This is a genomic window from Pseudorhodobacter sp., from assembly GCF_034675685.1.
Classification (GTDB): Bacteria; Pseudomonadota; Alphaproteobacteria; order Rhodobacterales; family Rhodobacteraceae; genus Pseudorhodobacter.
The window spans coordinates 145,349-168,729 of record NZ_JAUCDA010000003.1; the positions used below are offsets into that span (position 1 = coordinate 145,349).

The 23,381-nt window shown below is 59.9% G+C and carries 23 protein-coding genes; 11 read left to right on the plus strand and 12 right to left on the minus strand.

Annotated features, from left to right (window positions below):
• Positions 1-138 precede the first annotated feature (138 nt).
• Entirely contained in the window at positions 139-669 is a 531-nt protein-coding gene (locus tag VDP61_RS03770) for a peptidoglycan-binding domain-containing protein (RefSeq protein WP_323005610.1), read from the minus strand.
• 271 nt (positions 670-940) lie between these two features.
• On the opposite strand from VDP61_RS03770, the gene VDP61_RS03775 reads away from it, so the two are divergent.
• Entirely contained in the window at positions 941-1,264 is a 324-nt protein-coding gene (locus VDP61_RS03775) for a 2Fe-2S iron-sulfur cluster-binding protein (RefSeq protein WP_323005611.1), read from the plus strand.
• Between the two features lie 162 nt (positions 1,265-1,426).
• Here the strand turns inward: VDP61_RS03775 and VDP61_RS03780 are convergent, their stop codons facing one another.
• The 7 genes from VDP61_RS03780 to VDP61_RS03810 form a co-directional block, all read right to left on the minus strand.
• The gene (locus tag VDP61_RS03780) at positions 1,427-2,833 is read right to left on the minus strand and encodes an amidase (RefSeq protein WP_323005612.1); all 1,407 of its coding nucleotides are present in this window, start codon (positions 2,831-2,833) and stop codon (positions 1,427-1,429) included.
• Positions 2,834-2,944: 111 nt separating this feature from the next.
• A complete protein-coding gene (locus VDP61_RS03785) occupies positions 2,945-3,970 on the minus strand; it encodes an extracellular solute-binding protein (protein ID WP_323005613.1) in 1,026 nt (341 codons plus the stop codon).
• A gap of 30 nt (positions 3,971-4,000) precedes the next feature.
• On the minus strand, positions 4,001-4,804 hold the full coding sequence (locus tag VDP61_RS03790; protein WP_323005614.1) for an ABC transporter permease: 804 nt from the start codon (positions 4,802-4,804) through the stop codon (positions 4,001-4,003).
• Positions 4,797-5,711 carry an ABC transporter permease gene (locus tag VDP61_RS03795; protein WP_323005615.1) on the minus strand — a complete coding sequence of 305 codons (915 nt, stop codon included), beginning with the start codon at positions 5,709-5,711 and terminating at the stop codon, positions 4,797-4,799. The genes VDP61_RS03790 and VDP61_RS03795 overlap by 8 nt, the downstream gene beginning before the upstream one ends.
• A 3-nt stretch (positions 5,712-5,714) precedes the next feature.
• Positions 5,715-6,779: an ABC transporter ATP-binding protein gene (locus VDP61_RS03800; RefSeq protein ID WP_323005616.1), complete on the minus strand. Its 1,065-nt coding sequence runs from the start codon at positions 6,777-6,779 to the stop codon at positions 5,715-5,717.
• Positions 6,780-7,038: 259 nt separating this feature from the next.
• A complete protein-coding gene (locus VDP61_RS03805; RefSeq protein ID WP_323005675.1) occupies positions 7,039-8,793 on the minus strand; it encodes a response regulator in 1,755 nt (584 codons plus the stop codon).
• Between the two features lie 90 nt (positions 8,794-8,883).
• Positions 8,884-9,225, minus strand: coding sequence for a DUF6476 family protein (locus VDP61_RS03810; protein ID WP_323005617.1), 342 nt, complete (start codon positions 9,223-9,225; stop codon positions 8,884-8,886).
• Here VDP61_RS03810 and VDP61_RS03815 point away from each other — a divergent pair.
• From VDP61_RS03815 to VDP61_RS03830, 4 genes are all read left to right on the plus strand, one after another.
• On the plus strand, positions 9,224-10,267 hold the full coding sequence (locus tag VDP61_RS03815) for an RluA family pseudouridine synthase (protein ID WP_323005618.1): 1,044 nt from the start codon (positions 9,224-9,226) through the stop codon (positions 10,265-10,267). The two genes, VDP61_RS03810 and VDP61_RS03815, sit on opposite strands and share 2 nt — an antisense overlap.
• 171 nt (positions 10,268-10,438) lie before the next feature.
• Positions 10,439-11,335 (plus strand): RNA polymerase sigma factor RpoH, encoded by an 897-nt coding sequence (gene rpoH / locus VDP61_RS03820; RefSeq protein ID WP_323005619.1) that lies wholly within the window; start codon positions 10,439-10,441, stop codon positions 11,333-11,335.
• A 122-nt stretch (positions 11,336-11,457) separates the two neighbouring features.
• A complete protein-coding gene (locus VDP61_RS03825) occupies positions 11,458-12,465 on the plus strand; it encodes a Gfo/Idh/MocA family oxidoreductase (RefSeq protein WP_323005620.1) in 1,008 nt (335 codons plus the stop codon).
• Entirely contained in the window at positions 12,462-13,403 is a 942-nt protein-coding gene (locus VDP61_RS03830; RefSeq protein ID WP_323005621.1) for a hypothetical protein, read from the plus strand. The genes VDP61_RS03825 and VDP61_RS03830 overlap by 4 nt, the downstream gene beginning before the upstream one ends.
• Here the strand turns inward: VDP61_RS03830 and VDP61_RS03835 are convergent.
• Positions 13,392-13,754, minus strand: coding sequence for an MmcQ/YjbR family DNA-binding protein (locus VDP61_RS03835; protein WP_323005622.1), 363 nt, complete (start codon positions 13,752-13,754; stop codon positions 13,392-13,394). The genes VDP61_RS03830 and VDP61_RS03835 overlap by 12 nt on opposite strands.
• Before the next feature lie 3 nt (positions 13,755-13,757).
• The gene (locus VDP61_RS03840) at positions 13,758-15,587 is read right to left on the minus strand and encodes a M3 family oligoendopeptidase (RefSeq protein WP_323005623.1); all 1,830 of its coding nucleotides are present in this window, start codon (positions 15,585-15,587) and stop codon (positions 13,758-13,760) included.
• Positions 15,588-15,784: 197 nt separating this feature from the next.
• On the opposite strand from VDP61_RS03840, the gene VDP61_RS03845 reads away from it, so the two are divergent.
• Both VDP61_RS03845 and VDP61_RS03850 read left to right on the plus strand, forming a co-directional pair.
• The gene (locus VDP61_RS03845; RefSeq protein ID WP_323005624.1) at positions 15,785-16,507 is read left to right on the plus strand and encodes a proteasome-type protease; all 723 of its coding nucleotides are present in this window, start codon (positions 15,785-15,787) and stop codon (positions 16,505-16,507) included.
• Entirely contained in the window at positions 16,507-17,550 is a 1,044-nt protein-coding gene (locus VDP61_RS03850; RefSeq protein WP_323005676.1) for an NAD(P)-dependent oxidoreductase, read from the plus strand. The genes VDP61_RS03845 and VDP61_RS03850 overlap by 1 nt, the downstream gene beginning before the upstream one ends.
• Here VDP61_RS03850 and VDP61_RS03855 read toward each other — a convergent pair.
• Together VDP61_RS03855 and VDP61_RS03860 are read right to left on the minus strand one after the other, a co-directional pair.
• Positions 17,547-18,479 carry an alpha/beta hydrolase gene (locus tag VDP61_RS03855; protein ID WP_323005625.1) on the minus strand — a complete coding sequence of 311 codons (933 nt, stop codon included), beginning with the start codon at positions 18,477-18,479 and terminating at the stop codon, positions 17,547-17,549. The two genes, VDP61_RS03850 and VDP61_RS03855, sit on opposite strands and share 4 nt — an antisense overlap.
• Positions 18,479-18,763, minus strand: a complete 285-nt coding sequence (locus tag VDP61_RS03860; RefSeq protein ID WP_323005626.1) for an SCP2 sterol-binding domain-containing protein — start codon at positions 18,761-18,763, stop codon at positions 18,479-18,481. Before VDP61_RS03860 ends, VDP61_RS03855 begins: the two co-directional genes overlap by 1 nt.
• 78 nt (positions 18,764-18,841) lie before the next feature.
• Between VDP61_RS03860 and VDP61_RS03865 the strand changes: the two genes are divergently transcribed.
• From VDP61_RS03865 to fdxA, 4 genes are all read left to right on the plus strand, one after another.
• Complete coding sequence (locus VDP61_RS03865; RefSeq protein WP_323005627.1) at positions 18,842-19,402, plus strand: tetratricopeptide repeat protein; 561 nt, start codon at positions 18,842-18,844, stop codon at positions 19,400-19,402.
• Between the two features lie 15 nt (positions 19,403-19,417).
• Positions 19,418-22,225 (plus strand): helicase-related protein, encoded by a 2,808-nt coding sequence (locus tag VDP61_RS03870; protein ID WP_323005628.1) that lies wholly within the window; start codon positions 19,418-19,420, stop codon positions 22,223-22,225.
• Between the two features lie 284 nt (positions 22,226-22,509).
• Positions 22,510-22,791: an RNA-binding S4 domain-containing protein gene (locus tag VDP61_RS03875; protein WP_323005677.1), complete on the plus strand. Its 282-nt coding sequence runs from the start codon at positions 22,510-22,512 to the stop codon at positions 22,789-22,791.
• An 87-nt stretch (positions 22,792-22,878) separates the two neighbouring features.
• Positions 22,879-23,217 carry a ferredoxin FdxA gene (gene fdxA / locus VDP61_RS03880; RefSeq protein WP_323005629.1) on the plus strand — a complete coding sequence of 113 codons (339 nt, stop codon included), beginning with the start codon at positions 22,879-22,881 and terminating at the stop codon, positions 23,215-23,217.
• Positions 23,218-23,381: the final 164 nt, after the last annotated feature.

Genomic DNA, 23,381 nt, shown 5'->3' on the forward strand with positions numbered 1-23,381 from the left:
GGCGGCGGGGAAACCTGCCGCCCCTTTTTCATGCCTGGGTGAACGGGCCTTGCCTTAGCCGAAAGCGATAGGGGCGTGGCCGTTTCACCGGATATTATCCGGCAAACGCCGCAGGGTTTTGCGCCTGTGGGGCGGGGCTTATCGTTTGAACTCGGTGGCCGAGACGCCAAGGCGTTGCGCGGCGGCCAGGGAAAGGCGCTCGCTATCCAATCCCAAAGGGTCTTGAAACTGACGGATGGCGCGGCGGGTCTGCGGATCAAGCTGGCCGGTCAGGTCACCACGGTAATACCCCCGTGCTTTCAGCGCACGCTGCAACGTGGCAACATAATCAAGCGTCAGATCTTCGGGGCAGGGGGCACGGAACCAGACGGCGCGGCGGTCTTGCACGATGCGCTGCGCCGCTTCTGATTGAAACACGGCGGCGCGCAGTATCGCGCCATCTGGCCCGCGTATTTCAGGGCGCAGCAGCACTTGTTCTGTTACGGTCTCGATGATTGCCGGGGTCACATCCTCTGCCCAGCAAATTCCCTTGCCCTTGGAGGGGGGGGTGTTGCCGGTCTTGGTCACCAGCTCTTTTTTCAAACTGGTGATGGCGGGGGCTGCGGGGACAGCGGGCTGGCATCCCGACAGGGCAAGGGCCAATATCAGCGGCAAGGCGGAATGGTACATAAAGGGATGCTCGGCATTTTTCGTTGGATGCGGCAACCATAGCGGCATTCACAGCGAAGGAAAGCCGCAGCTTGCGCAGTTTGAACAAGGCGTTGCGCATTGGCAGCGCAGGCAAGGGCCAGCCACGGCGCGGCCGATAAATGCGCCCAGCTTGGAAAAATAGCCTTGAAATACCTTGAAACCGGCGTGGGACAGGCTGGCAAACCGGCGCAATTTGCCCTAAATCAGCGCTAGGGTCTAATTGGCCAACTGGAAAAGATAAGGGATGAGCATGGCGAAGATCACCTATGTGGAATTTGGCGGTAAAGAGCATGTGGTTGACGTGAAAACCGGGCTGACCGTGATGGAAGGCGCGCGCGACAATGGCATTCCGGGGATCGAGGCTGATTGCGGTGGGGCCTGTGCGTGTTCAACCTGCCATGTCTATGTGGATGCGGCCTGGGTCGACAAGCTGCCTGCCAAGGACGGTATGGAAGAAGACATGCTTGATTTCGCTTATGAGCCGGACCCGGTACGGTCGCGCCTGACCTGTCAGCTAAAGGTCACCGATGCGTTGGATGGTCTGCGCGTGCAGATGCCTGAAAAACAGATCTGAGGGGGGGCCTATCTGTCCCGGTGGGCGGGCGGGCGGCGCTTTGCTTGGCGCCCGTTCGCCCCAGTGGCCTGATCGGCATGTGATTTCTTGGGCTGACCCGGCTGGTTTTTTGCTGGCCGCCACATTCTGCGCCCAAGGGAAATGAAACCGGCCCCGACCGCCTTACAGTGGCGGTGGGTGTTTGCCCGGCCAATCGCTGGCTTGGTGATAGGCTTGTCCCATCGCCAGAATGTGGCGATCGGCCCCACTTCGCCCGATCAGTTGCACGCCCATCGGCAAGCCGGTCTCGCCAAACCCCGCAGGTAAGGCCAAGGCCGGCAGGCCGATCAGGCTGGCAGGAACCACGACCTCCATCCAGCGGTGGTAGGTATCCATCTTGTGCCCGTCGATCATCTGCGGCCAGCGCCACCCCACCGGAAACGGCCAAACCTGCGCCGAGGGCAAGACAAGCGCGTCAAACTGGTCAAACAGCCCTGCGGCCACCGCAAACCAGCGTGAGCGGCACACGGAGGCATCATAAACCGCTGCAGCGGTCAGGGCCAAACCCTGCTCTATCTCCCAGATCGTTTCGGGTTTGGTCTGCGCTCGCTGCGCCGGGTCCTCATACAGCGCCCGCTTGCCGCCGGCGCTCAGCATGGCGCGCAAGGTGATCCAGGCCTGCCACAGATTTTCGGCGGGAAAGGGCGGCGGAATTGGCACAATCTCGGCGCCCAAGCCTTCAAAGACGCGCAGCGCCGTTTCTGATTGCGCCAATATCCCCGGCTCCATCGCATAGGCCCCGCCCCAATCACCCAGCCAGCCAATCCGCTTGCCTCGCATATCTGCTGCGACAGGTGTGGTGAACCGCTCTGATCGGCCGAATGGCACCAAAGGGTTTTCGCCCGCCTGTACATCCAGCAACAGCGCCAGATCTGCGATGTTGCGGGCCATCGGCCCCTCGGTCGCAAGCGTCGCCAGAAAGCTGTCGCCATCGGCATCGCCCGGCACCAGGCCCCAGGTCGGGCGAAAGCCGTAGACGTTGCAAAAGGCCGCCGGATTGCGCAAGGAACCCATCATGTCCGATCCATCGGCAAGCGGCACCATATGCGCCGCCAGCGCCGCCGCCGCGCCCCCCGAAGACCCGCCCGCACTGCGCGCCAGATCATAGGGGTTGCGCGTGACCCCATGCACCGGGTTGAAACTATGAGAGCCTTGCCCCCATTCCGGCGTATTGGTCTTGCCAATGAATATCGCCCCTGCGGCCCGCAATCTGGCGGCCAAAAGATCATCCTGCGCCGGCACATGATCGGCAAACACCGGCGATCCGTAGGTGGTCCGCAGCCCCTTGGTCGCCACCAGGTCCTTTACGGCAAAGGGCAATCCGTGCAACGGCCCACGCTTTGATGCCTTATCGGCCGCCCGCGCCTCGGCCATCACGCTATCGGTATCGCGCAGGCTGACAATCGCATTCACCTGCCCGTTCACCGCAGCAATCCGCGCCAAAAAACTTGCCATCACCTCAGCGCAGGAAACATCACCTTGCGCAATCCGGCCGCGCAATTCTAGCGCCGAAAGCGAAGTCACGTCCATCTGCCGCTCCTTCATTCTGGAAAAAATACCTTGGGGGCAAACCCCATTGCAGCCAATGGGGTTTGCGGCGGGCGCGCGGATCGTCGGGGGGGGCCGCCGATCCGGGCTGCCTTATTTCTGCAATTCGGTCCAGATCGCGGTCAGATATTCCTGCGATTTCTGCCCGCAGGTCGGCAAGAACCGCCCCGCTTTGGCATGCTCTTCGGGTGCAACAACCTCAGGCGCGGTTTTCATGTCATCGGGCATGAACTCTTCCGATCCCGCAATCCCGTTGGCATAGCGCGCAAAGGCCGAAATCATCGCCGCATTTTCCGGCAGCATGATGAAGTCAATGAACTTATAGGCATTCTCGACATTCTTGGCGTCCGCCAGCAATGCAACCGAATCCATGAACAACGGGTAGCCTTCGCGGGGGTAGCCAAATGCCACATCCGGGTTCGCGATACGCGCGCGCATACTTGATCCGTTCCAGTTCACACTCGCCGCCCAGTCGTTGTTCGACAGCTTTTCGGTTGCGCCGTAATCCATCGACAGCCAGTCTTTCTTGGCCTCGATCACCAGATCACGCACCTTTTTCAGAACTTCGGTATCTTCGGTGCAGGCCTCGCCGCCGACATTGAAAATCGCCATGTTCAATACATCGGTCATTTCCGGCACGACGTTGATCTTGCCCTTCAGCTCATCCGGGACCCGCAAAAACACGTCCGAGGTGTTGATGTCACCCTTGTACACGGATGTATTCACCGCCACCCCAACCGAGCCCCACTGCCACGGAACCGAAAACTTGCGCCCCTCATCCCAAGGCACATTCACCCATTGCGGCGCGATATTGCCCTTGTTGGCCAGCTTGCTGTCGTCCAGCGCGACAATCAGGCCTTTCTCGACCCAGATCTGCATGTAGTTGGCCGAGGGAACCACAAGGTCAAAGCCAGATCCACCCGCCTCTACCTTGGCCAGTGCGGCGGTGTTGCTGTCATAATCGGTCACGGTCACGGTGATGCCGGTCTCAGCCTCAAACTTTTTCAGCAGCTCGGGCGAGGTGTAGTTGCCCCAGTTATACAATTGCAATTCGCCTTCGGCAGCGGCAAGCGAGGTGCTGGCCAGCAGCAAGGCGGTCGCGGTCAGGAATTTTTTCATCAGTCGTCTCCCAGAGTTGGTTTTTTGTTTTCAGTCGTTCTTGCGCGTCAAAAGGAAAAACGCGGTCAGCAATACCACCGTCAGCGCCAGTAATACCGTCGATATGGCATTCACTTCGGGGGTTACAGCCCGGCGCATCTGGCCCAGCATGTAAGTCGGCAGTGTATCTTGTCCGCCGGATTTTACAAATTCGGTGATCACCACATCATCAAGGCTGATCACAAAGGCCAGCATTGCGCCTGCAATGATCCCCGGCAGCATCAAGGGCAGGGTGACACGCCGAAAGCTGCGCCAATGGCTGGCGTAAAGGTCGGCAGCGGCGGTTTCCAATGTCAGGTCCATGCCCTCCAGCCGCGCCCGGATCGGCAGATAGGCGAAGGGAATACAGAATGCGGCATGGGCGATTACCAGGTAAATCAAGCCGTTATAGCCGGTTGCCACCTTGATCGAGGCAAAGAAGATCAGCAGCGCCACCGCCGTCACGATCTCGGGCACCATTAACGGTTGGTTGATCATTACATAGATAAAGGTCTGCCCCTTGAACGCCTTGCGCCGTGTGGTGCCAAGCGCTGCCATCGTCGCCACCGTGGTTGCAATCGCCGAGGCGCTGGCGGCGATGATCAGCGAGCGGATCGTCGCCCCTTTCACCGCCTCATTGGCCCAGGCCTTGGCGTACCAATCCAGCGAGAATCCTTCCCACACCGCAACCGACGCGCCGCCGTTGAAACTGTAAACCACCAGCGTGATGATCGGCAGATACAGCAGCACAAAAGCAGTGATCGCGATGAATTTGAAGCCCGGCAGGCGGGCGACCTCAAAGCTGCGCTCAGCCATGCGGGGTGCCTCCTTTATTCGCGGCGCGCACATAGACCAGCAGCGCCACCATGACCACGACCAGCAAGGTCATCGACAACGCTGCCCCAAGTGGCCAGTTGCGCCCCTGTCCGAATTGCAATTCGATGAAATTGCCGATCATCATATTCTTGCCGCCGCCCAGCACGCGCGGCGTTACATAAGCGCCCAGCGACGGCACGAACACCAGAATAGACCCCGCCACAATCCCCGGTTTCACAATCGGCAGGATTACCCGGCGCAGCACCCGCAACCGGCTGGCATAAAGGTCATAGCCCGCCTCCAGCAGCCGCATGTCAAAACGGTCAATCGCGGCATAAAGCGGCAGCACCATCAGCGGCAGATAGACATAGGCCATCCCGATCAGCACCGCCGTATCGGTGTAAATGATGCGGATCGGCTCGGCTATCACGCCCAACCAGATCAGAAAGGTGTTCAGCAAGCCTTCATTGCGGATGACCTCATTGATCGCGACCGTGCGGATCAACAGGTTGGTCCAGAACGGAATCGTGATCAGAAACAGCCACAGCGCGCGTTGCGTGGGCGGGCGCGTGGCGATGAACCAGGCGGTTGGGAAACCGACAGCAAAGGTGATTGCGGTGGTCATCAACGACAGCTTGATTGACCGCCAGAAGATCGACAGATGCGCATCTGCAAGCCCCCAGGTGCCATCAAAAATATCCTTGGTGAACAGGATGCCGATCCAGCCGTTCAGATCGAAATCCCAGATCACATTGCCATATTGGCCCGGCGTCAGAAACGAATAGGTCAGCACGATCAGCAGCGGCCCCGAGGCGGCAAACACCAGCACAATCAGCGCCGGCGTTGACAGCAACCAGGCAGAACGGGTGCGCGCCGCCTCAGCCTTGGTTTCAGCGTCTGAAGACATGGCCTAATCCCCCAACACTTGCAGCGCGTCCTGCGCCAGCACCACGCCAACCTGCGCACCCTTTTGCGCATCGACGCCGCCCGACGCCGGGCTTTGCTGGCGGGCAACGATGATCGTGCCATCGGACAGTGTCAGGTGCAAATGCGTGTCGGTGCCAAAATACACGGTCGAGTCAACGGTTGCAGGCATTGCCCCCGCCTCGGTTGCCGCCACCACCCGCACCTGTTCGGGCCGAATGGCAAGGCCGACCGGGCCTTTGGGCGCGGCCACCGAAAACGCCGCCCCATTGCCAAGCACCACGCGGGCACCATCGCTTTGCGCGCTCAGGAAATTCGTTTCGCCAATAAAGCTGGCGACAAAGCGGTTGGCGGGGCGGGTGTAGATTTCACGCGGGGGGCCGACCTGTTGGATGTGCCCCGCGCTCATCACGGCAATCCGGTCGCTCATCGTCAGCGCCTCTTCCTGATCATGGGTGACGAAGACAAAGGTGATCCCGGTTTCCACCTGCAAGCGTTTCAATTCGATCTGCATTTCCTTGCGCAGCTTCAGGTCCAGCGCCGACAGCGGTTCATCCAGCAGCAGCACCTTGGGCGCGGGGGCCAGCGCACGGGCGAGGGCGACGCGCTGTTGCTGGCCGCCCGAAAGCTGGCTGGTCTTGCGGTCGGCCATTGGTTCCAACTGCACAAGGGCCAGCATCCGCGCCACGGTTTCTTTTATCTCGGCGCGCGGGCGGTCCTGCATTTCCAGCCCGAAGGCGATGTTTTGTGCCACGCTCAGATGCGGAAACAGCGCATAGCTTTGAAACACCGTATTCACCGGGCGCTTGTTTGGCGGCAGATGGGTTATATCGGCCCCGCCCAGCAAAATCTGCCCCGAGGTCGGTGTTTCAAACCCGGCAATCAGCCGCAGCAGCGTCGTCTTGCCACAGCCCGACGGCCCCAGCAGGGTGAAGAACTCACCCTGTCGGATTTTCACCGACACATTATCCAACGCCTTGACCGCAACCGCACCTTGCCCAAAGGTCTTTACCGCATTGCGGGCTTCGACGGCGATCGGGGTTTCAGGCATGCTTTGCTCCTTTGGGTGAGTGCCTTAGCCTATGCCGGGGGTTTTGCTGTTGGCAAGGGCCTTGACCGAATGGCCGGTGTTATCCGCCCCGAACCTCGGGGGGCGATGCGCCCCAAACTGGTGCAAAGCGCCATCAACGCTTTATCGGCGTCGTAGCGTTAGCGTGCGGCCAGCCCCACCCCCGTGATCTGGCCCCCCGTGATCTGGGGCCGTGAAAACGCTGTGTCGGGCATGGCGTAACCTGTGCGAATGGGTTGCCCTAATCCGTAGGGGCGCGGCCGGATTTGCCCAGCACGGCGTTGATTTCGGCTTCTATGCGGGCCGGGTTTATGGGCTTGGCCAAATAGCCATCCAACCCGTTTGCCATATAATGTGCGCGGTGTTCGGCCAAGGCATCGGCGGTCATCGCGATAACTGGCAGTTTGCCCGCCCCGCCCGGCAAAGCGCGGATTTTCGCCAGCGTTTCCAGACCGTCCATTTCGGGCATATTCATATCGAGCAGCACCAGATCGGGCTGCGTGCTGGCCAGAATGGTCAGGGCCTGCGCCCCGCTTTCGGCCTCGATCATCGTCGCCCCCAACATTCGAAGATAGGTCGATGCAACCAGCCGGTTGGTTGCGATGTCGTCGATGACCAATACCCGCAGGCCCGTCGTGCCTTGCACATGCTGTGGCCCGCCTTTCGGGGGCTGGTCTTGGTCTTGCTCGACAGGTTTGGGGTCTTTGGCGGGGTTCAGTTGCAGCGTCAGAACAAAGCGCGCACCGCTTTGGCCGGGTTTGTTGGGGCGGATGATCAGGTCACCGCCCATCTGCCGCGCCATTGACCGGCAGATCGACAGGCCAAGCCCGTTGCTTTCGGCCCCATCCGCAGGCCTGCGCGCCTGTGAGAGCGGCTCGAACATCAGGCGGTGCAGGTGGTTGGGAATGCCCGGCCCGGTATCGGCAATCTCTACGCTTAGCATCGGGGGGCGCTGTTGCTGGGCAATCAGGCGTGCGGTAACGTGGATACCGCCATGCTTGGTATTCTTTACCGCGTTCGACAACAGGTTCGACATGCATTGCCGCAGGCGTTGCGGGTCCAGCATCCAGGCTGTGCCCAGTTGTGGGCTGATGTCATGGGTCAAGCGCAGGCCCGCCTCGGAAACGCCCGGATGAAACAGGGCCAGCGTGGCGCTGATCTGTTCGCTGGGGATGACCTTTTGCGGGCGGATCGGCAGGCGGCCCTCCTCTATCGCGGACATATCCAGAATATCATCAAGGATGGTGGAAAGCCCCTCGGCCGCGATGATCAGAACCGAAAGACGATTTTGGCTTAACGCATCCTTGTTGCGGCGTTGTTCGGCATGGCCCATGCCCAGAATGGCATTCAGGGGCGTGCGCAACTCATGGCTCATCTGGGCCAGAAAGCGGCTTTTGGCCCGGTTGCTGGCCTGAGCCGCCTTGCGATCAAGGGCGGCTGCGCGGTGCAGCCGGTTGTTCGATTTCATCGCGATCAGCGTATAGGCCAGCGCGCCAACCGCTGCGATCGTTGAAAAGATCAGGCCCGGCACGTTGTCATTGTTGATCCAATAAAAGGCATTGCCCGCCAACGCAGGCAGCGCCACAGCGGCAAAGCCAATATAGCCAAAAGGCATATGGATTGTGCGGGCTGAAATAATCTGCATCAGCGTGGTCATGATCATGCCCACAGCAAAGGACTTGGCGTAATTTTCATCGCCTTGCCAGATCAGCAGGGCCGGGAGGGAATAGGAAAACTCCATCAAGAACATGCAGACCATCACAAAACCATAGCGCTTTGGATGGCGCTTTGGGTCGAGCGCGCGCATGTAATGCATCGCCAGCAGCTCTGCCCCGATGTCAAGGGCAAGGCACAGCAGGGAAAACCAGACTGGCAGGTAAAGCATGGTCAGCGCCAGCGCCAGCACGGTCAACGGTAAACGCCCCCAGCGCTCGCCCCACAACAGGTCACGCTGTCGCTTGATTTCCTCTATTACGGTTGGGCCGTTTTTCAACATTGGCACTGGCGTGATCCTTGGGTCGTGTCATGGCGCTCTGACCGAACCCTCGTGCCAGACAACCGATCGCTGCCACAGCTAAGCCTGCAACTAATCCTTAAGTAAAGAAACTTCCTGTCGCAATTCACCCGTAGCGGAAAAGATCAGGATGCGGTTATCATTGGTGACGACGGCGATCCAGCCTTTGCCAAAGGTCACGGCCTGGGCCACGGCACCGTCAGGCAAGGCAAGGCTGGCGGGTAGATCGAAACTGGCCGGTAAATCGGCAGCCGCCGGACTGGGCTGTTCGCCAAAGCTTTGCGGCATGCGGGTGACAATCACCGCAACCACCGTTATGACGCCGATAATCATGGTGAGCGTCAGCACGATCACCAACCCTTTTAGAAACCTGAGGCTGGGCGGAAGCCCATCCGGTGCCGGAGCCTGATCCATGGCGAATACGTCCTTACCTGTCTTGCTAGTCACAATCGGGGAGGCCCCGCCTGACCGCCTTGATAAGGCGCTTGCCCGTGAAGTGCCAGAGACAGCGTCGCTGTCGCGCTCGCGGCTGATGAAGATGATTGCGGAAGGGCTGGTTTTGCTGGATGGCGTGGCCGTGACCGACCCAAAGGCCAAGGTCGTCGAAGGGCAGACCTATGCCCTGACGCTGGAACCCGCTGCCGATGTGGACACGCTGGCCGAAGATATTGCGCTGGATATCCTGTGGGAAGATGACGATCTGATCGTCGTCAACAAACCTGCGGGCATGGTGGTGCACCCCGCGCCGGGGTCTTGGACGGGCACGCTTGTCAACGCGCTGCTGCATCACTTTGGCGGCAATCTGTCGGGTGTAGGCGGCGAAAAGCGGCCCGGTATCGTGCACCGGATTGACAAGGAAACTTCTGGCCTGCTGGTCGTCGCCAAATCAGACCGCGCGCATCACGGGCTTGCCGCCCAGTTTGAGGCGCATACCGTGCAGCGCCGTTACCTTGCGGTGGTCAACGCTGCCCCGGATGCCGCCGACCCACGCCTGCGCGGGGTCAATGGTGTCAGCTTTGAGCCCGGCAATATCTTGCGCATCGCCACCAACCTTGCACGGCACAAGACCGACCGCCAACGGCAAGCCGTATTCTTTGAAGGGGTGGGCCGCCATGCCGTAACCCGCGCCCGTACCCTGGAAAGTTTTGGGACACCCCCGGTGGCCGCCTTGATTGAATGTTGGCTGGAAACCGGGCGCACCCATCAGATTCGCGTCCATATGGCGCATGCCGGCCATGGGCTGATCGGCGACCCGACCTATGGCGGCAAGCGCAAGCTGTCTGAAAAAGCGATCGGGGCGGCCGCCGTGGCTGCGGTGGCCGCATTTCCCCGCCAGGCCCTGCATGCAGCGACCTTGGGCTTTGCGCATCCGGTCACAGGTGAGATGCTGGAATTTTCGGCGCCTTTGCCGGATGACATCGCGGAATTGCTGGTCGCATTGGGTCACACGGTCTGACATATTCGTGATAAGACCGACATAAATCTGGAACTGGAACGGAACGGCAATCATTTAGCGTATAGAATATCAGAAATGCCTGCCCTTGCGGCAGGACAGTAAACTGATAGATTGCCGATCCCCGGCACGGGAATGACCGAAAATGGGACCGACAGTGAACGGAGGATGATGATGAGTACCTATGCAAATCTGCCAGCCCCAAGCCCGGAACAGGGCCTGAACCGTTACATGCAGGAAATTCGCAAATTTCCGCTGCTGGAACCGGAAGAAGAATACATGCTTGCCAAGCGCTGGGTTGACCACCAGGACAGCACTGCCGCGCATAAAATGGTAACCTCGCATCTGCGTCTGGCCGCCAAGATCGCCATGGGCTATCGCGGTTACGGATTGCCGCAGGCCGAGGTGATATCCGAGGCGAATGTGGGCCTGATGCAAGCGGTCAAACGCTTTGACCCCGAAAAGGGCTTTCGCCTTGCGACCTATGCAATGTGGTGGATCAGGGCGTCGATCCAGGAATATATCCTGCGGTCGTGGTCCTTGGTGAAAATGGGCACCACCTCGGGGCAGAAAAAGCTGTTTTTCAACCTGCGCAAAGCCAAGGCAAAGCTGGGGGCGCTGGAAGAAGGCGATCTGCGCCCCGAGAATGTGACCCAGATTGCCACCGATCTGAACGTGACCGAGGCCGAGGTCATCTCGATGAACCGGCGGCTTTCGGGGGGCGATGCCTCGCTTAACGTGACCGTGGGGTCGGATGGCGAAGGATCAACCCAGTGGCAAGATTGGCTGGAAGATGAAGACAGCGATCAGGCCGGCGATTATGCCGAAAAAGATGAGCTGGATACGCGGCGTGAGATGATGGTGCAGGCAATGGCCGTGCTGAACGAGCGTGAAAAAGACATCCTTATCCAACGCCGCCTGCAAGATGTGCCTATCACGCTGGAGGAACTGTCCGAAACCTATAGCGTCTCGCGCGAGCGTATTCGCCAGATCGAGGTGCGGGCCTTCGAAAAGCTGCAAGCCAAGATGCGTGAATTGGCCTTTGAAAAAGGCATGGTAATCCCGGCGTAACCGCGCCGCCCCAACAGATGGCCCCCGCGCGGATACAGACTTTCCTTGCCGTGCGGGGCGGCCTAAGCTGGCCTTGCCGCACGGGCGACCTGATCCGGCACAAAGGCAAAAGGGGACGTGATATGACCAAACCAATCCGCTGGGGCATCCTTGGGGCCGCCAAATTCGCGCGGGACCACATGGCCCCGGCCATTCATGCGGCGCGTGGCGCAGAACTGGCAGCGCTTGCGACCTCGGACCCGGCCAAGGCCGATGGGTTCAAGGCCTTTGCGCCCGGCCTTGCGGTTCATGCCAGCTATGACGCGCTGTTGGCGGATGCCTCGATTGAGGCTGTTTATATTCCGCTGCCCAATCACCTGCATGTGGAATGGACGCTGAAGGCGCTGGCGGCAGGTAAACATGTGCTGACGGAAAAGCCGATCTGCCTGAAGGCGGATGAGATTTCGCAGATCATCACGGCCCGCGATGCCAGCGGTTTGCTGGCTGCCGAAGCCTATATGATCGTGCATCACCCACAATGGCAGCGCGCCCGTGCCCTTGTACAATCGGGGGCGATTGGCACGCTGAGCCATGTGGACGGCGTTTTCACCTATGACAACCGCACCGACCCCGGCAATATCCGCAACAAGCCGGAAACCGGGGGGGGCGGAATTTATGACATTGGCGTTTATACTTACGGCTCGGCCCGCTTTGTCACCGGGGCCGAGCCCGAGGCATTTCAGGCCCGCATCCGGCAAGAAAACGGCGTGGACGTTTGGGCGCAGGCAACAGGCATCATGGCGGGGCCGGGAAAAGGGTTTGCGGGGGGGCGGTTTACCTATTCCGCCATCACCTCGATGCGGCTGCACAACCGTCAGGAAATGACCTTTCACGGCGACAAGGGGCTGATCCGGCTTACGGCACCTTTCAACGCCAATGTCTTTGCCGAGGCCCAGTTGGAGCTGCGGCAGGGCATGTCGGTTACCACCGAACGCTGGCCCGGCGTGAACCAATATGTGCTGCAAGTGCAAAACTTCGGTGACAGCATCCGCAACGGCACGCCCTATGCCTGCCCGCTGGAATTCACCCATGGCACGGCGGCGATGATTGACAAAGTGTTCGCCGCCGCTGAAGTGATATCCTTGGCGTGAGCGGCTTTACCTTCCATCTTCCCGGTTCCGTGTTGCGGGACCGGGCCGAGATGAAACCCTATTACGTCAAATTGACCGAAGGTCTGGCGGCGCGGGGCCACACCGTTGGCCTTGCGCTGCATAACCGTGAAACCCTGCTGGCCGAGGTTGCTGCGAGCACCAATTTCCACATCGTCGATCATGGGGCGGCACGGCACCCGAGGGTGCTGAATACCGGCATTGCCTATGTCTATCCGTTTTGGAACCTTGACCCGTGGGGCATCCGCGCGCTGTCCTCTATCGCGGAAAAACCCTTTGATCCCAGCAGTATCGACAAGGAGCAGGCCATCGCGTTCACCAATCGCCTGCGCAAACGCTGGGTGATTGCACGCAAATCGCGCTATGAACAACCCATGCAGCGCGTTGAGGTTCCAGCCGATTGCATCGCGGTATTCTTGCAATCCGAAGGCCACCGGGATGTGATGGAAACCTGCCACCTTGACCTGCGCCAACTGCTCAAATCGCTTATGGCCCGCGCTGACCCGCGCGCCATCATCGTCAAACCGCATCCCCGCGACCATGATCCAACCACCCGCCGCTTTCTGAACCGTATCGCTGGGCGTGATGCCCGGATTCGCATCGTCGATGCCAATATCCATGACATCCTGGCCAAGGCGGCGGTCTGCGTGACGATCAATTCTGCGGTGGGAATAGAGGCGATGATGCAGGGCGTGCCGGTTGTGCTTTGTGGTAAGACCGATTTTCACCATTGCGCCGTGACGGTGAAAACCCCCGCCGAAATGGAGGCGGGCCTAAACCGCGCCATCGTGACGCCATGGCCGCATGACGCGTTTTTGTACTGGTATTTCGGCATGAATTGCATGAACGCAGGCAAGGAGACGCTGGTTGATGATTTTCTGGACCGGGTGGCAGGGACCGGATTTGCCCTAAGCCCGTAACTCGGCCTGTTTTTTCTTGGGCAATCCTGCGAACACCATGTCATAGGATGCGGTGATATGGGCTTGCAACGCCGCATCCGAAAGCCCGCCGGCCCGCCCATTCGGCAGCCCGTAATGTTGCAGCCACTTCAACCCCCGCGATGCCATATAGGGGGCAGGGCGGATGCCCTCTTCATGCCGCAAAACCTCAAACGCCATATCCGAGGCCTTGAACACGACTGCATCACTGTCCCAGCCGGCAATCGCAAAGACTTTGCCGCCAACTTTCCAGACATCCGCCCCGCCCCATTGCACCACATGGGTTGCCGCGCGAAGAGAGGCGCAAAAACCATTGATCTCCTCGCGCGTCATGGCTTAGCCTTCCATCGCTTCCAGCTCGTCAATAAAGCCGGAAATCATGTTCAGCCCCTTGTCCCAGAAAGCCGGGTCGCTGGCGTCAAGGCCAAAGGGCGCCAGAAGCTCTTTGTGATGCTTGGACCCGCCAGCCTTCAGCATCTCGAAATACTTTTCCTCGAACCCCGGCAAACCATCAGCATAGGCGGCATACAGCGCGTTCACCAAGCCATCGCCAAAGGCATAGGCATAGACATAAAACGGCGAATGCACGAAATGCGGGACATAGGCCCAGAAGGTTTCATAGCCGTCCATATAGTCAAACACCGGGCCAAGGCTTTGCGCCTGAACGCTCATCCACAGCGCGTTGATATCGTCCGGTGTCAACTCGCCCTCGCGCCGGGCGGCATGCAGCTTGCATTCAAAATCATAGAACGCGATTTGGCGGACCACGGTGTTGATCATATCCTCTACCTTGCCTGCCAGCAGGGTCTTGCGTTCGGCTGGGGTTTTTGCCCCGTCCAGCAGCTTGCGGAAGGTCAGCATTTCGCCAAAGACGCTTGCGGTTTCGGCCAGGGTCAAGGGGGTGGCTGACAGCAACTCGCCTTGGCCTGCTGCAAGAACCTGATGCACACCATGCCCCAACTCATGCGCCAAGGTCATGACATCACGCGGTTTTCCCAGATAGTTCAGCATGACATAGGGGTGCACGGTTGTCACTGTCGGGTGCGCAAATGCGCCGGGGGCCTTGCCCGGTTTCACGCCCGCATCAATCCAGCCCTTGGTGAAAAACGGCTCGGCCAGTTCGGCCATCTTGGGGGAAAACGCGGCATAGGCCTCGGTCACGGTTTTGCGGGCTTCTTCCCAATCGACCATGCGGGGATCTGCCTGCGGCAAGGGGGCGTTGCGGTCCCAGACCTGCAGCGTTTCTAGCCCCATCCACTTGGCTTTCAATGCATAATAGCGATGCGACAGCTTTGGGTAAGCCGCCACAACCGCATTGCGCAGCGCCTCGACCACTTCCGGTTCGACATGGTTGGACAGGTGCCGGCCCGTCTGCGGGGTCGGCATTTTGCGCCAGCGGTCTTCGACCTCTTTTTCCTTGGCCAGCGTGTTGTGAACCCGTGCGAACAGTTTGATGTTCTTGTCAAACACCAAAGCCATGGCCCGCGCCGCCGCCTCGCGTTTTTCACGCTTGGTATCGGTCAGCAGGTTCAGGGTCGCTTCAAGGTTCAGGGGCTCATCCTCGCCCGCCACCTCAAACATCAATCCTGCCATGGTTTCATCAAACAACCGGTTCCACGCGGCGGCGCCGACTGTGGATTGGTCGTGCAGAAACTTTTCCAGCTCATCCGACAGTTGATGCGGGCGCATGGCGCGCATGCGGTCAAATACCGGCCTGTAGCGGGCCAGATCGGCATTGGCCGCCAACAGGCCGGTCAGATGGGCCTCATCCAAACGGTTGAACTCAAGGCTGAAAAACACCAATGGCGTGGTGAAAGCCGTGATCTGGTCTTGCGCGTCGGCCATGAATTTGGCGCGCTCACTGTCCATGGTGTTTTGGTAATAGCGCAGGCCAGCGTAAGACATCACGCGCCCCGCAGTCACGTCAATCGCTTCATAGGCATGCACACAGGCCAGCATTGCTGCGGCATCCAGATCTGCCAGCTTGCCCTCATAACTGGCTGCAAAATCGGCACAGGCCTTGTTCAGCCATGCCATATCTTGCATGTATTCGGCGGAATCGGGGGCGGGATAAAGGTCGGTCAAATCCCAATCGGGAAGTTTGCCAAGCCCCCCCGATCCGGTCGCATTGGCGTCAAATACGGGGCGGCGATCAAACAGCGTCATGGGTAAACCTCACTTCATGCATTTGTCCTTATCTAAGGTCGCCCTGCCGTCGGGTGCAACCCTGCGCGGGTCGCATCTTTGTGTCTGGCCCAAATTGTCGCTTGGGCCAGCTTGTGTCAGGTTCAGCTTGCAGTTCGGCAAAGCGGGCTTTAGCTGTTTGCGCATCCGATCCCATTTCCCGAGCAGCGGAGCATCCCATGACCTATTGTGTTGGCCTTTTGCTGGATGCAGGCATTGTGCTGTTGTCCGATACCCGTACCAATGCGGGCCTGGACAATATCGCGACCTATCGCAAAATGTTCGTGTTCGAGGAACCGGGCGAGCGTGTGATCATTGTTCTGACGGCGGGCAGCCTGTCGGTTACGCAAACGACGATGGCGCGGTTGCGTGAAATTGCGGATGACCCGAATGCCAGCGAAGAAACCTCACTGATGAAGGCGCCGACCATGTTAAAGGTAGCGGATATCGTCGGTGCGAAACTGGCCGAAGTGCGGGCCGATGTGGACCAAAAGCTGGCGATGTCGCAAGGGGTTTCGGCGTCGATGATCGTTGCCGGACAACGCAAAGGGGACGAAATGCGGATGTTTCTGATCTATCCCGAGGGAAATTACATCGAGGCGACCGAAGACACCCCGTTCCTGCAAATCGGTGAGCATAAATACGGCAAACCCATTCTTGACCGCGTGGTGACAACGCGAACCAGCCTGAAAGATGCACAAAAAGCGGTGCTGTTGTCGATGGATTCGACGCTGCGCTCGAATCTGACGGTGGGGATGCCGCTTGATCTGGCGGTGATCGAACGTGATAGCTGCAAGATCAGCCAACGTCGCCGCATAGAGCCGGGGGATGAAAGTTTCCGTGCAATGTCTGAAGCCTGGTCGACCGCGCTGCGCGACGGCTTTTCGCAGATTTCGCTGTGATGGGCCGCCTCGTTCTGATCACCGAACCAGTCCACGCCGATGCGGTAGCCTTGCTGCGCGCCCAGGGGTTTGAGGTGATCGGCCCGGCCGCGCCGTTTCAACCCGCCGATGCGCTGCTGGTGCGGACCCGTGCGATTACAGCGGCAGAGGTGGTGCAATTCTCGCTTGTTTCCAAACATGGTGTTGGCGTCGATAACATCCCGATGGCGGCGGCCGCAGCGGCAGGGGTGGCGGTGATGAACACCCCCGGCGCCAATGCCAGTGCCGTGGCCGAACAGGCGCTGATGTTGATGCTGGCCTTGGCCCGCAATCTGGATGGACAACGCGCAGCGGTGCCGGGCGGGCCAATGCCGCCCGTGCAAGGGCTGGAAGGGCGGCGCTTGCTGGTTGTGGGCTTTGGGGCAAGCGGCAAACGTGTGGCCGCGTTGGCCAAGGTTTTGGGCATGGCCGTGACCATCCATTCGCGTGACCTGAAAGAGGCCCGCCATCTGGGCTATCCCGTTGCCCCCGATTTTGACAAAGCCTTGACGCAGGCCGATATTATCAGCCTGCATTGCCCGCTTACCGCCCAAACCCAGAACCTGCTGGATGCCGAGGCTTTTGCCCGCATGCCCCAAGGGGCGATGGTGGTGAACTGCGCGCGGGGCGGGTTGATCGACGAGGCCGCCTTGATTGCCGCGCTGAACTCCGGCCATCTGGGCGGCGCGGGGCTGGATGTGACGGTGCAGGAACCCTTGCCGATGGACGCCCCAATGCGCCACACGCCGAATGTGATCTTGACCCCCCATGCCGCGACGCTTTCGGATGGGGCGTTTCGGCGCATGGGAATGATGGCGGCGCAGAATATCATTGATTTCTTTGCTGGCCGAGCCCAAAGACGCGCACAGGCTTTTGCCCAAGGATTGAAGCGTTTTCCGCTTTGGTTTACATATGTGCAGGGGCCTTTGAAACGCCTTGGCGGGCGTCATGGGCAATTGAGGATGCATCTGCCCAAAGGTGAATTGGCTGAATACGGGAACCTGACCAGGCGCAACAGGCCCTAGCTGGATTGCGCAAACAGTGCGGTTGTCAGATCATAAAATCGGCGGCGGGTTGATGGGATTTCCATCATGATTTCATGTTCGGCATGCGGCACCAGTTCAAGCCGACCTTTGGGCCAGTTTGCCATACGGACAGCAACGGGCGCGGGATCAACGACCTTTTCCTCGGCCCCCAAGAAACACAGGCACGGCAGATCGGGCGCGGGTAGCCTCGCCAGATCACGACATTCGCGCAGCGCCTCATCCAGCCAATGCAAACCGGGGCCCCCCAAGGCCAGTTCCGGCTTTTGCGCGACCTGATTTTGCATCCAGGCATAGGTTTCCGCATCGCGCGTCAACACATTGCCCACAAATGGCGCGATCTTGACATAGGTCGCGCCATTGGTGCCGGGCGCATAGCGCTGGCCCTGGCCAAGCACGCGCGCGCCATGTGACAAGCAGCGCGCCAGCGGCGCAACCCCCGGCGAAAAGCGAATCCCCCACATCGGGGCCGAAAACGCGGCCGCCTTGACATCCAAGCCGCGGGTCAGGGCCCGCAATCCAATGCAGCCGCCCATCGAATGGGCCACCAGAAAGAAGGGGCCGGGTTGCCCAAGCTCATGCAGTTTGGCAAGAACGGCTGCCAAGTCGTTTTGATAGTTGGAAAATCGTTCAACATGGCCAAGCATGTGATCCGGCGTGGGCCGGTCAGACAGCCCTTGGCCGCGCCAGTCAACGACCACGCTGGCATAGCCGCGCGCACCAAATTCAGCAGCCGCGCGGCCGTATTTTTCAATGTATTCTGTCCGCCCCGGAAACAGCAAAACCGTTCCCTTTTCGCCTTTCGGCCAAACCGCCATGCGCAACCGCACGCCATCGCTGGCCGTCACCCAATAGGCGCCCCCGTCATCCGGGCCCTGCGCCAGATCGTTGAAAAGCGGGGCGTTGGGCATCAGCCAAGCGCCGAGGCCAGTTTCATCGCCAGCCCCATTGACCCATCAACCGACAATCTGCCGGTCATGAAGGCTGTGGTCGGGTTCATATCCCCTTCCAGAATCGCCTGAAACACTTCGGCACTTGCTGTCAGTGTAACATCCGCGTCTTCATCGCCCGCCCTTACGCCGGTCTCGTCGATCATGATGGCGCCTTCGCCCTTTACGACAAATTTCGCAACGCCGTTAAAGGTTTGCACTTTTTTGGTCAGAGCCACCACGGCGGTATCAATCACAGCACTCATCGAATTTCCTTTCCATCCTCGCCTGAAAGTGAGCCGTGGGATATGGCTTTTCCCAAAGCACACGCTACAGTTAACTGTATGAAACCACTGCGCCCATTTAACAATCGTATCGTTGCGGCACTTTTTCCGATTCTTGTGGGGCTTGTGGCCTTGCCAGCCTCGGGGGCAGGGCTGGATGAGCTGTTTGACAAGCTGCAAACGGCTGAACCCGGCCCCGCCGGGCGGATAGAGCGGCAGATTTGGCGCGAGTGGTCAAAATCGGGTTCCGCGGCGATGGATTTATTGCTGCAACGGGGGCGCGATGCGATGGAGGCGGGGGATGTTGCGGCTGCAATTGACCACTTTACCGCGCTTATTGACCACGCCCCCGATTTCGCCGAAGGCTGGAACGGGCGGGCCACCGCCTATTTTCAGGTTGGCAGTTTCGGGCCCTCGGTGGCCGATATTCAGCACGTTCTGGCACTTAATCCCCGGCATTTCGGGGCATTGGCGGGGTTTGCCCGTATCCTTGAAGATACCGACCAGCCCGCACGCGCCTTGCAGCTTTACAAGGCAGCGCTTGCTATACATCCCAATCTGGACGGGGTAAGGGACGCGGTAGACCGGCTGCAAGCTATGGCCGCCGGGCAAGAAATGTAACACAGGCCAGATCCTATGCGCAGTACAGCGCGGGTGGTGGCGGTTCTGGGACCGACCAACACCGGCAAAACCCATTACGCAATTGAACGGATGCTGGGCCACCGCACGGGGGTTATCGGCCTGCCGCTGCGCCTGCTTGCGCGCGAAGTCTATGACCGAATCGTCGCCCTGCGGGGGCCGGGCGTGGTGGCCCTGGTCACGGGTGAGGAACGCATTGTCCCCGACCGCACCCAATACTGGGTCTGCACGGTCGAGGCGATGCCGCTGGAGATCGGCGCCGATTTCATCGCCATTGACGAGATCCAGCTTTGCGCCGATGCCGAACGTGGCCATGTGTTTACCGACCGCCTTTTGCGCGCGCGCGGATTGCATGAAACCCTGTTTCTGGGGGCCGACACCATGCGCCCCGCGATTGCCGCCCTGGTGCCGGGGGTGCAGTTCATGGCGCGGCCCCGGCTATCGGAACTGACCTATTCCGGGTCGAAAAAGCTGAGCCGGATGCCGGAACGCAGCGCAATCGTCGGGTTTTCGGTTGAAAATGTCTATGCCATCGCCGAACTGATCCGCCGTACCAAAGGCGGCTGCGCGGTGGTCATGGGGGCGTTGTCGCCGCGCACCCGCAACGCGCAGGTAGAGATGTACCAAAACCGCGATGTCGATTATCTGGTCGCGACCGATGCGATCGGCATGGGGTTGAACCTTGATATCCATCACGTCGCCTTCTCATCGACCGTCAAATTCGATGGCCGCCGGATGCGCGCGCTTTTTCCGCAAGAGCTGGCGCAAATCGCAGGCCGCGCAGGGCGGCATATGACCGCAGGCAGTTTTGGCGTCACGGGCGAGGCGCGCCCCCTGAGTGATGAAGTGGTGGGCGCGATCGAGGATCACCGCTTTGACCCTGTGCGCAAACTGTCCTGGCGCAATGAGCAGCTTGAATTCGGCACGATCCCCCGTCTGATTGCGGCGTTGGAGCGGCATACAGATGTTGAATGGCTGTCACGCGCCCGCGACGCGGATGATGTGATCGCCCTTAAGGCCTTGTGGGCGCTACCCGAAATTCATGATCACGTTAAAACGCCGCAAGATGTGCGGCTTTTGTGGGACGTCTGCCGCATCCCTGATTTTCGCGGCATTTCCAGCACCGAACACGCGACGCTGCTGCAAGGTTTGTTCGAATATTTGCGCAAAGGGCAGATTCCCGCCGATTGGATGGCGGCCCAAATCAAGCGTATTGACCGGACCGAGGGCGACATTGACACTTTATCCAAGCGCCTGGCCTTTATTCGCACCTGGACTTATGTTGCCCAACGCAAGAATTGGGTTGCAGACGAAGCCCATTGGCGGCAAGAGACGAGGGCTGTAGAAGACCGCTTGTCAGACGCGCTTCATGCCGGGCTGACCCAACGATTTGTTGATCGGCGCACTTCTGTGCTCATGCGCCGGTTGAAGCAGAAGGAGAGCCTTGTGGCCGAGGTGAATGACAAAGGCGAAGTGACGGTAGAAGGCGAATTTGTCGGCAAGCTGGAAGGCTTCCGGTTTCGCCAGGATTTTACCGCCACGGCAGATGAGGCGCGCACGCTGCGCATGGCGGCGCTGCAGGCGCTAAAGCCTGAATTCCACCTGCGCGCGGACAGGTTCTATAACGCGCCCGATACCGAGCTGGATTTTACCGAGCAGGGCGGCCTCATGTGGGGCAATTCTGCGATTGGTAAGCTGGTCGCCGGGGCCGACGCCCTGCGCCCCGGTGTCGAGGCGTTTGTAGACGAGGACGCGGGCCCCGAAATCGCTGAAAAGGTAAAGCGCCGCTTGCAGCATTTTATCGACCGCAAGGTGGCGACCTTGTTTGAACCCCTGTTGAACATGAGCCGGGATGAAACCCTGACCGGCATGGCGCGCGGCTTTGCGTTTCAGATGGTCGAAGCCTTGGGGATATTGCCGCGTGAGACTGTGGCCGAAGACGTCAAGGCGCTGGACCAGGAGGCGCGCGGCCAGTTGCGCAAGCATGGCATCCGCTTTGGGCAATATACCATCTTTCAACAGCTTTTGCTGAAACCCGCGCCTACCCGTTTGCGGCTGGTTTTATGGTCGCTTGCCAATGGCTTGCAGGAATTTCCCGAAAGCCCGCCGCCCGGTTTGGTGACCATCCCGAACATCCCAGATGTGCCAATGCAGCACTACACGCTGGCAGGCTATCGCCCCGCAGGCAGCCGCGCGATCCGCATCGACATGCTTGAACGTCTTGCCGATCTTTTGCGCGGCCAAGACAGCCGCGGCGGGTTTGAAGCAATCCCCGACATGCTGTCGATCACAGGCATGACGCTGGATCAGTTTGCTGATTTGATGACGGGTCTGGGCTACAAGGGCGAAAAGGCCGAGCGACCAAAGGCTAAACCGCCAGCCCCCAAAGAGCTGACCGCCGAGGCGATTGCCGAAGCCGCAGCTTTGGCAGCGGCCGCGTCAAAAATCATCGTTCCGGATGACGTTCCGGCCCAGGCACCCGCGCCAGGCGCAGAGCCCACGCCAGACAGCCCCGCCCAAGCTGCCCCCGAAAGCACCGCCGAAAGCACCGCCGCCGCGCCCGCTGCCGAAGCCGCTGTTGAAATGGAAAGCTTTATCACTTTCACATGGGCCCCGCGCCCGCGTGCCGACCGCCGCCCGCAACGCCCTGACGCAAGGCCGGAAGGTGCTGCAGCTCAGCCCCGTGATGGCGAAAAGCGCGAAAGGGGCCGGCGTGACGGGGCCAAGCGTGACGGCACCAAGCATGATGGCGCCAAGCGCAGCGAACGTGGCGCAGGGCAGGGGGCGACGCCCCCCCCGTACTGAAGCTGCTGCCGGTGGCCGCAATGACGCTGGCCGCCCCGAAGGTGGTCGGGGCCCACGCCCCGAGGGCGGTTTCAAGGGCAAGGGTAAAAAAGGCGGAAAGCCACCGCAAAACGCCCCGCAGAAATATGAATCCCGCCCCGCACGGACCGAGAAAAAAATCGACCCCGATAATCCTTTCGCGGCACTTGCTGCCCTGAAGGGCAAGATCTGACCCTTTGGCGGGTCGCAACGACACCACGGCGGGCGCAAAGCCCGCCGATACTGCCGAAAACGGGCACGAAACCATGCGTCTCGACAAATGGTTGTTTTATGCGCGTTTTTTCAAAACACGTGCGCTTGCTTCGGCTGTCATAACCAAGGGCCGCGTGCGGCTGAACGGGCAGCGCCAATCCAAGCCCGGCCATGTGGTTCGCCCCGGCGATGTTCTTACGTTTCCGATGGGCGATCAGGCCCGCGTCATCCGTGTGCTTGCCCCCGGCACCCGCCGTGGCCCGGCAACCGAGGCACAGACGCTGTATCTTGATCTTGCGCCAATCGCCCCTGCGACCTCTTCCCCGCTTGAATGATCGGCTTGGGTGATTTATCCACAATCCCAATACCGACGCGCCTGCCAGAAAATACCTCAGAGACACCGTACAAAGACAAGGCCTGCCATGACCTATATCGTGATCGACAATTGCATCGCCTGCAAATACACTGATTGTGTTGAGGTTTGCCCCGTGGACTGCTTTTATGAGGGGGAAAACATGCTGGTTATCCATCCTGATGAGTGCATTGACTGCGGCGTTTGCGAACCGGAATGCCCCGCCGATGCCATTCGCCCCGATACCGAGCCGGATATGGAAAAGTGGGTTGAATTCAACCGCAAATATGCTGATCTTTGGCCCGTGATCGTGACCAAAAAAGATCCGTTGCCCGGCTATGAAGACCGCGACGGCGAGTTGGATAAGGTTACCAAGTACTTCTCGGCAAAGCCGGGCGACGGCGGCTAAGCTGCCACTCGGCCTCGGGTTGCAAAAGGCTGGATGAGCTTGCACCCCCGCTGCTTCAGGGGTTCTTCCTGCGGTGTGCCGATTCTTATCTTGTTGGAATCGGGGTGATTCTGTGTTATAGATGCGCAGCAGACAACCAAGGACCGTCACGCCGAACCCCGCGC

Excerpts from the sequence above, each read along its gene's own strand:
- VDP61_RS03770 (WP_323005610.1), bottom strand. The coding sequence starts at position 669 with ATGTACCATTCCGCCTTGCCGCTGATATTGGCCCTTGCCCTGTCGGGA.
- VDP61_RS03775 (WP_323005611.1), top strand. The coding sequence starts at position 941 with ATGGCGAAGATCACCTATGTGGAATTTGGCGGTAAAGAGCATGTGGTT.
- VDP61_RS03780 (WP_323005612.1), bottom strand. The coding sequence starts at position 2,833 with ATGGACGTGACTTCGCTTTCGGCGCTAGAATTGCGCGGCCGGATTGCG.
- VDP61_RS03785 (WP_323005613.1), bottom strand. The coding sequence starts at position 3,970 with ATGAAAAAATTCCTGACCGCGACCGCCTTGCTGCTGGCCAGCACCTCG.
- VDP61_RS03790 (WP_323005614.1), bottom strand. The coding sequence starts at position 4,804 with ATGGCTGAGCGCAGCTTTGAGGTCGCCCGCCTGCCGGGCTTCAAATTC.
- VDP61_RS03795 (WP_323005615.1), bottom strand. The coding sequence starts at position 5,711 with ATGTCTTCAGACGCTGAAACCAAGGCTGAGGCGGCGCGCACCCGTTCT.
- VDP61_RS03800 (WP_323005616.1), bottom strand. The coding sequence starts at position 6,779 with ATGCCTGAAACCCCGATCGCCGTCGAAGCCCGCAATGCGGTAAAGACC.
- VDP61_RS03805 (WP_323005675.1), bottom strand. The coding sequence starts at position 8,793 with ATGTTGAAAAACGGCCCAACCGTAATAGAGGAAATCAAGCGACAGCGT.
- VDP61_RS03815 (WP_323005618.1), top strand. The coding sequence starts at position 9,224 with ATGGCGAATACGTCCTTACCTGTCTTGCTAGTCACAATCGGGGAGGCC.
- VDP61_RS03810 (WP_323005617.1), bottom strand. The coding sequence starts at position 9,225 with ATGGATCAGGCTCCGGCACCGGATGGGCTTCCGCCCAGCCTCAGGTTT.
- rpoH (WP_323005619.1), top strand. The coding sequence starts at position 10,439 with ATGAGTACCTATGCAAATCTGCCAGCCCCAAGCCCGGAACAGGGCCTG.
- VDP61_RS03825 (WP_323005620.1), top strand. The coding sequence starts at position 11,458 with ATGACCAAACCAATCCGCTGGGGCATCCTTGGGGCCGCCAAATTCGCG.
- VDP61_RS03835 (WP_323005622.1), bottom strand. The coding sequence starts at position 13,754 with ATGACGCGCGAGGAGATCAATGGTTTTTGCGCCTCTCTTCGCGCGGCA.
- VDP61_RS03840 (WP_323005623.1), bottom strand. The coding sequence starts at position 15,587 with ATGACGCTGTTTGATCGCCGCCCCGTATTTGACGCCAATGCGACCGGA.
- VDP61_RS03845 (WP_323005624.1), top strand. The coding sequence starts at position 15,785 with ATGACCTATTGTGTTGGCCTTTTGCTGGATGCAGGCATTGTGCTGTTG.
- VDP61_RS03850 (WP_323005676.1), top strand. The coding sequence starts at position 16,507 with ATGGGCCGCCTCGTTCTGATCACCGAACCAGTCCACGCCGATGCGGTA.
- VDP61_RS03855 (WP_323005625.1), bottom strand. The coding sequence starts at position 18,479 with ATGCCCAACGCCCCGCTTTTCAACGATCTGGCGCAGGGCCCGGATGAC.
- VDP61_RS03860 (WP_323005626.1), bottom strand. The coding sequence starts at position 18,763 with ATGAGTGCTGTGATTGATACCGCCGTGGTGGCTCTGACCAAAAAAGTG.
- VDP61_RS03865 (WP_323005627.1), top strand. The coding sequence starts at position 18,842 with ATGAAACCACTGCGCCCATTTAACAATCGTATCGTTGCGGCACTTTTT.
- VDP61_RS03870 (WP_323005628.1), top strand. The coding sequence starts at position 19,418 with ATGCGCAGTACAGCGCGGGTGGTGGCGGTTCTGGGACCGACCAACACC.
- VDP61_RS03875 (WP_323005677.1), top strand. The coding sequence starts at position 22,510 with ATGCGTCTCGACAAATGGTTGTTTTATGCGCGTTTTTTCAAAACACGT.
- fdxA (WP_323005629.1), top strand. The coding sequence starts at position 22,879 with ATGACCTATATCGTGATCGACAATTGCATCGCCTGCAAATACACTGAT.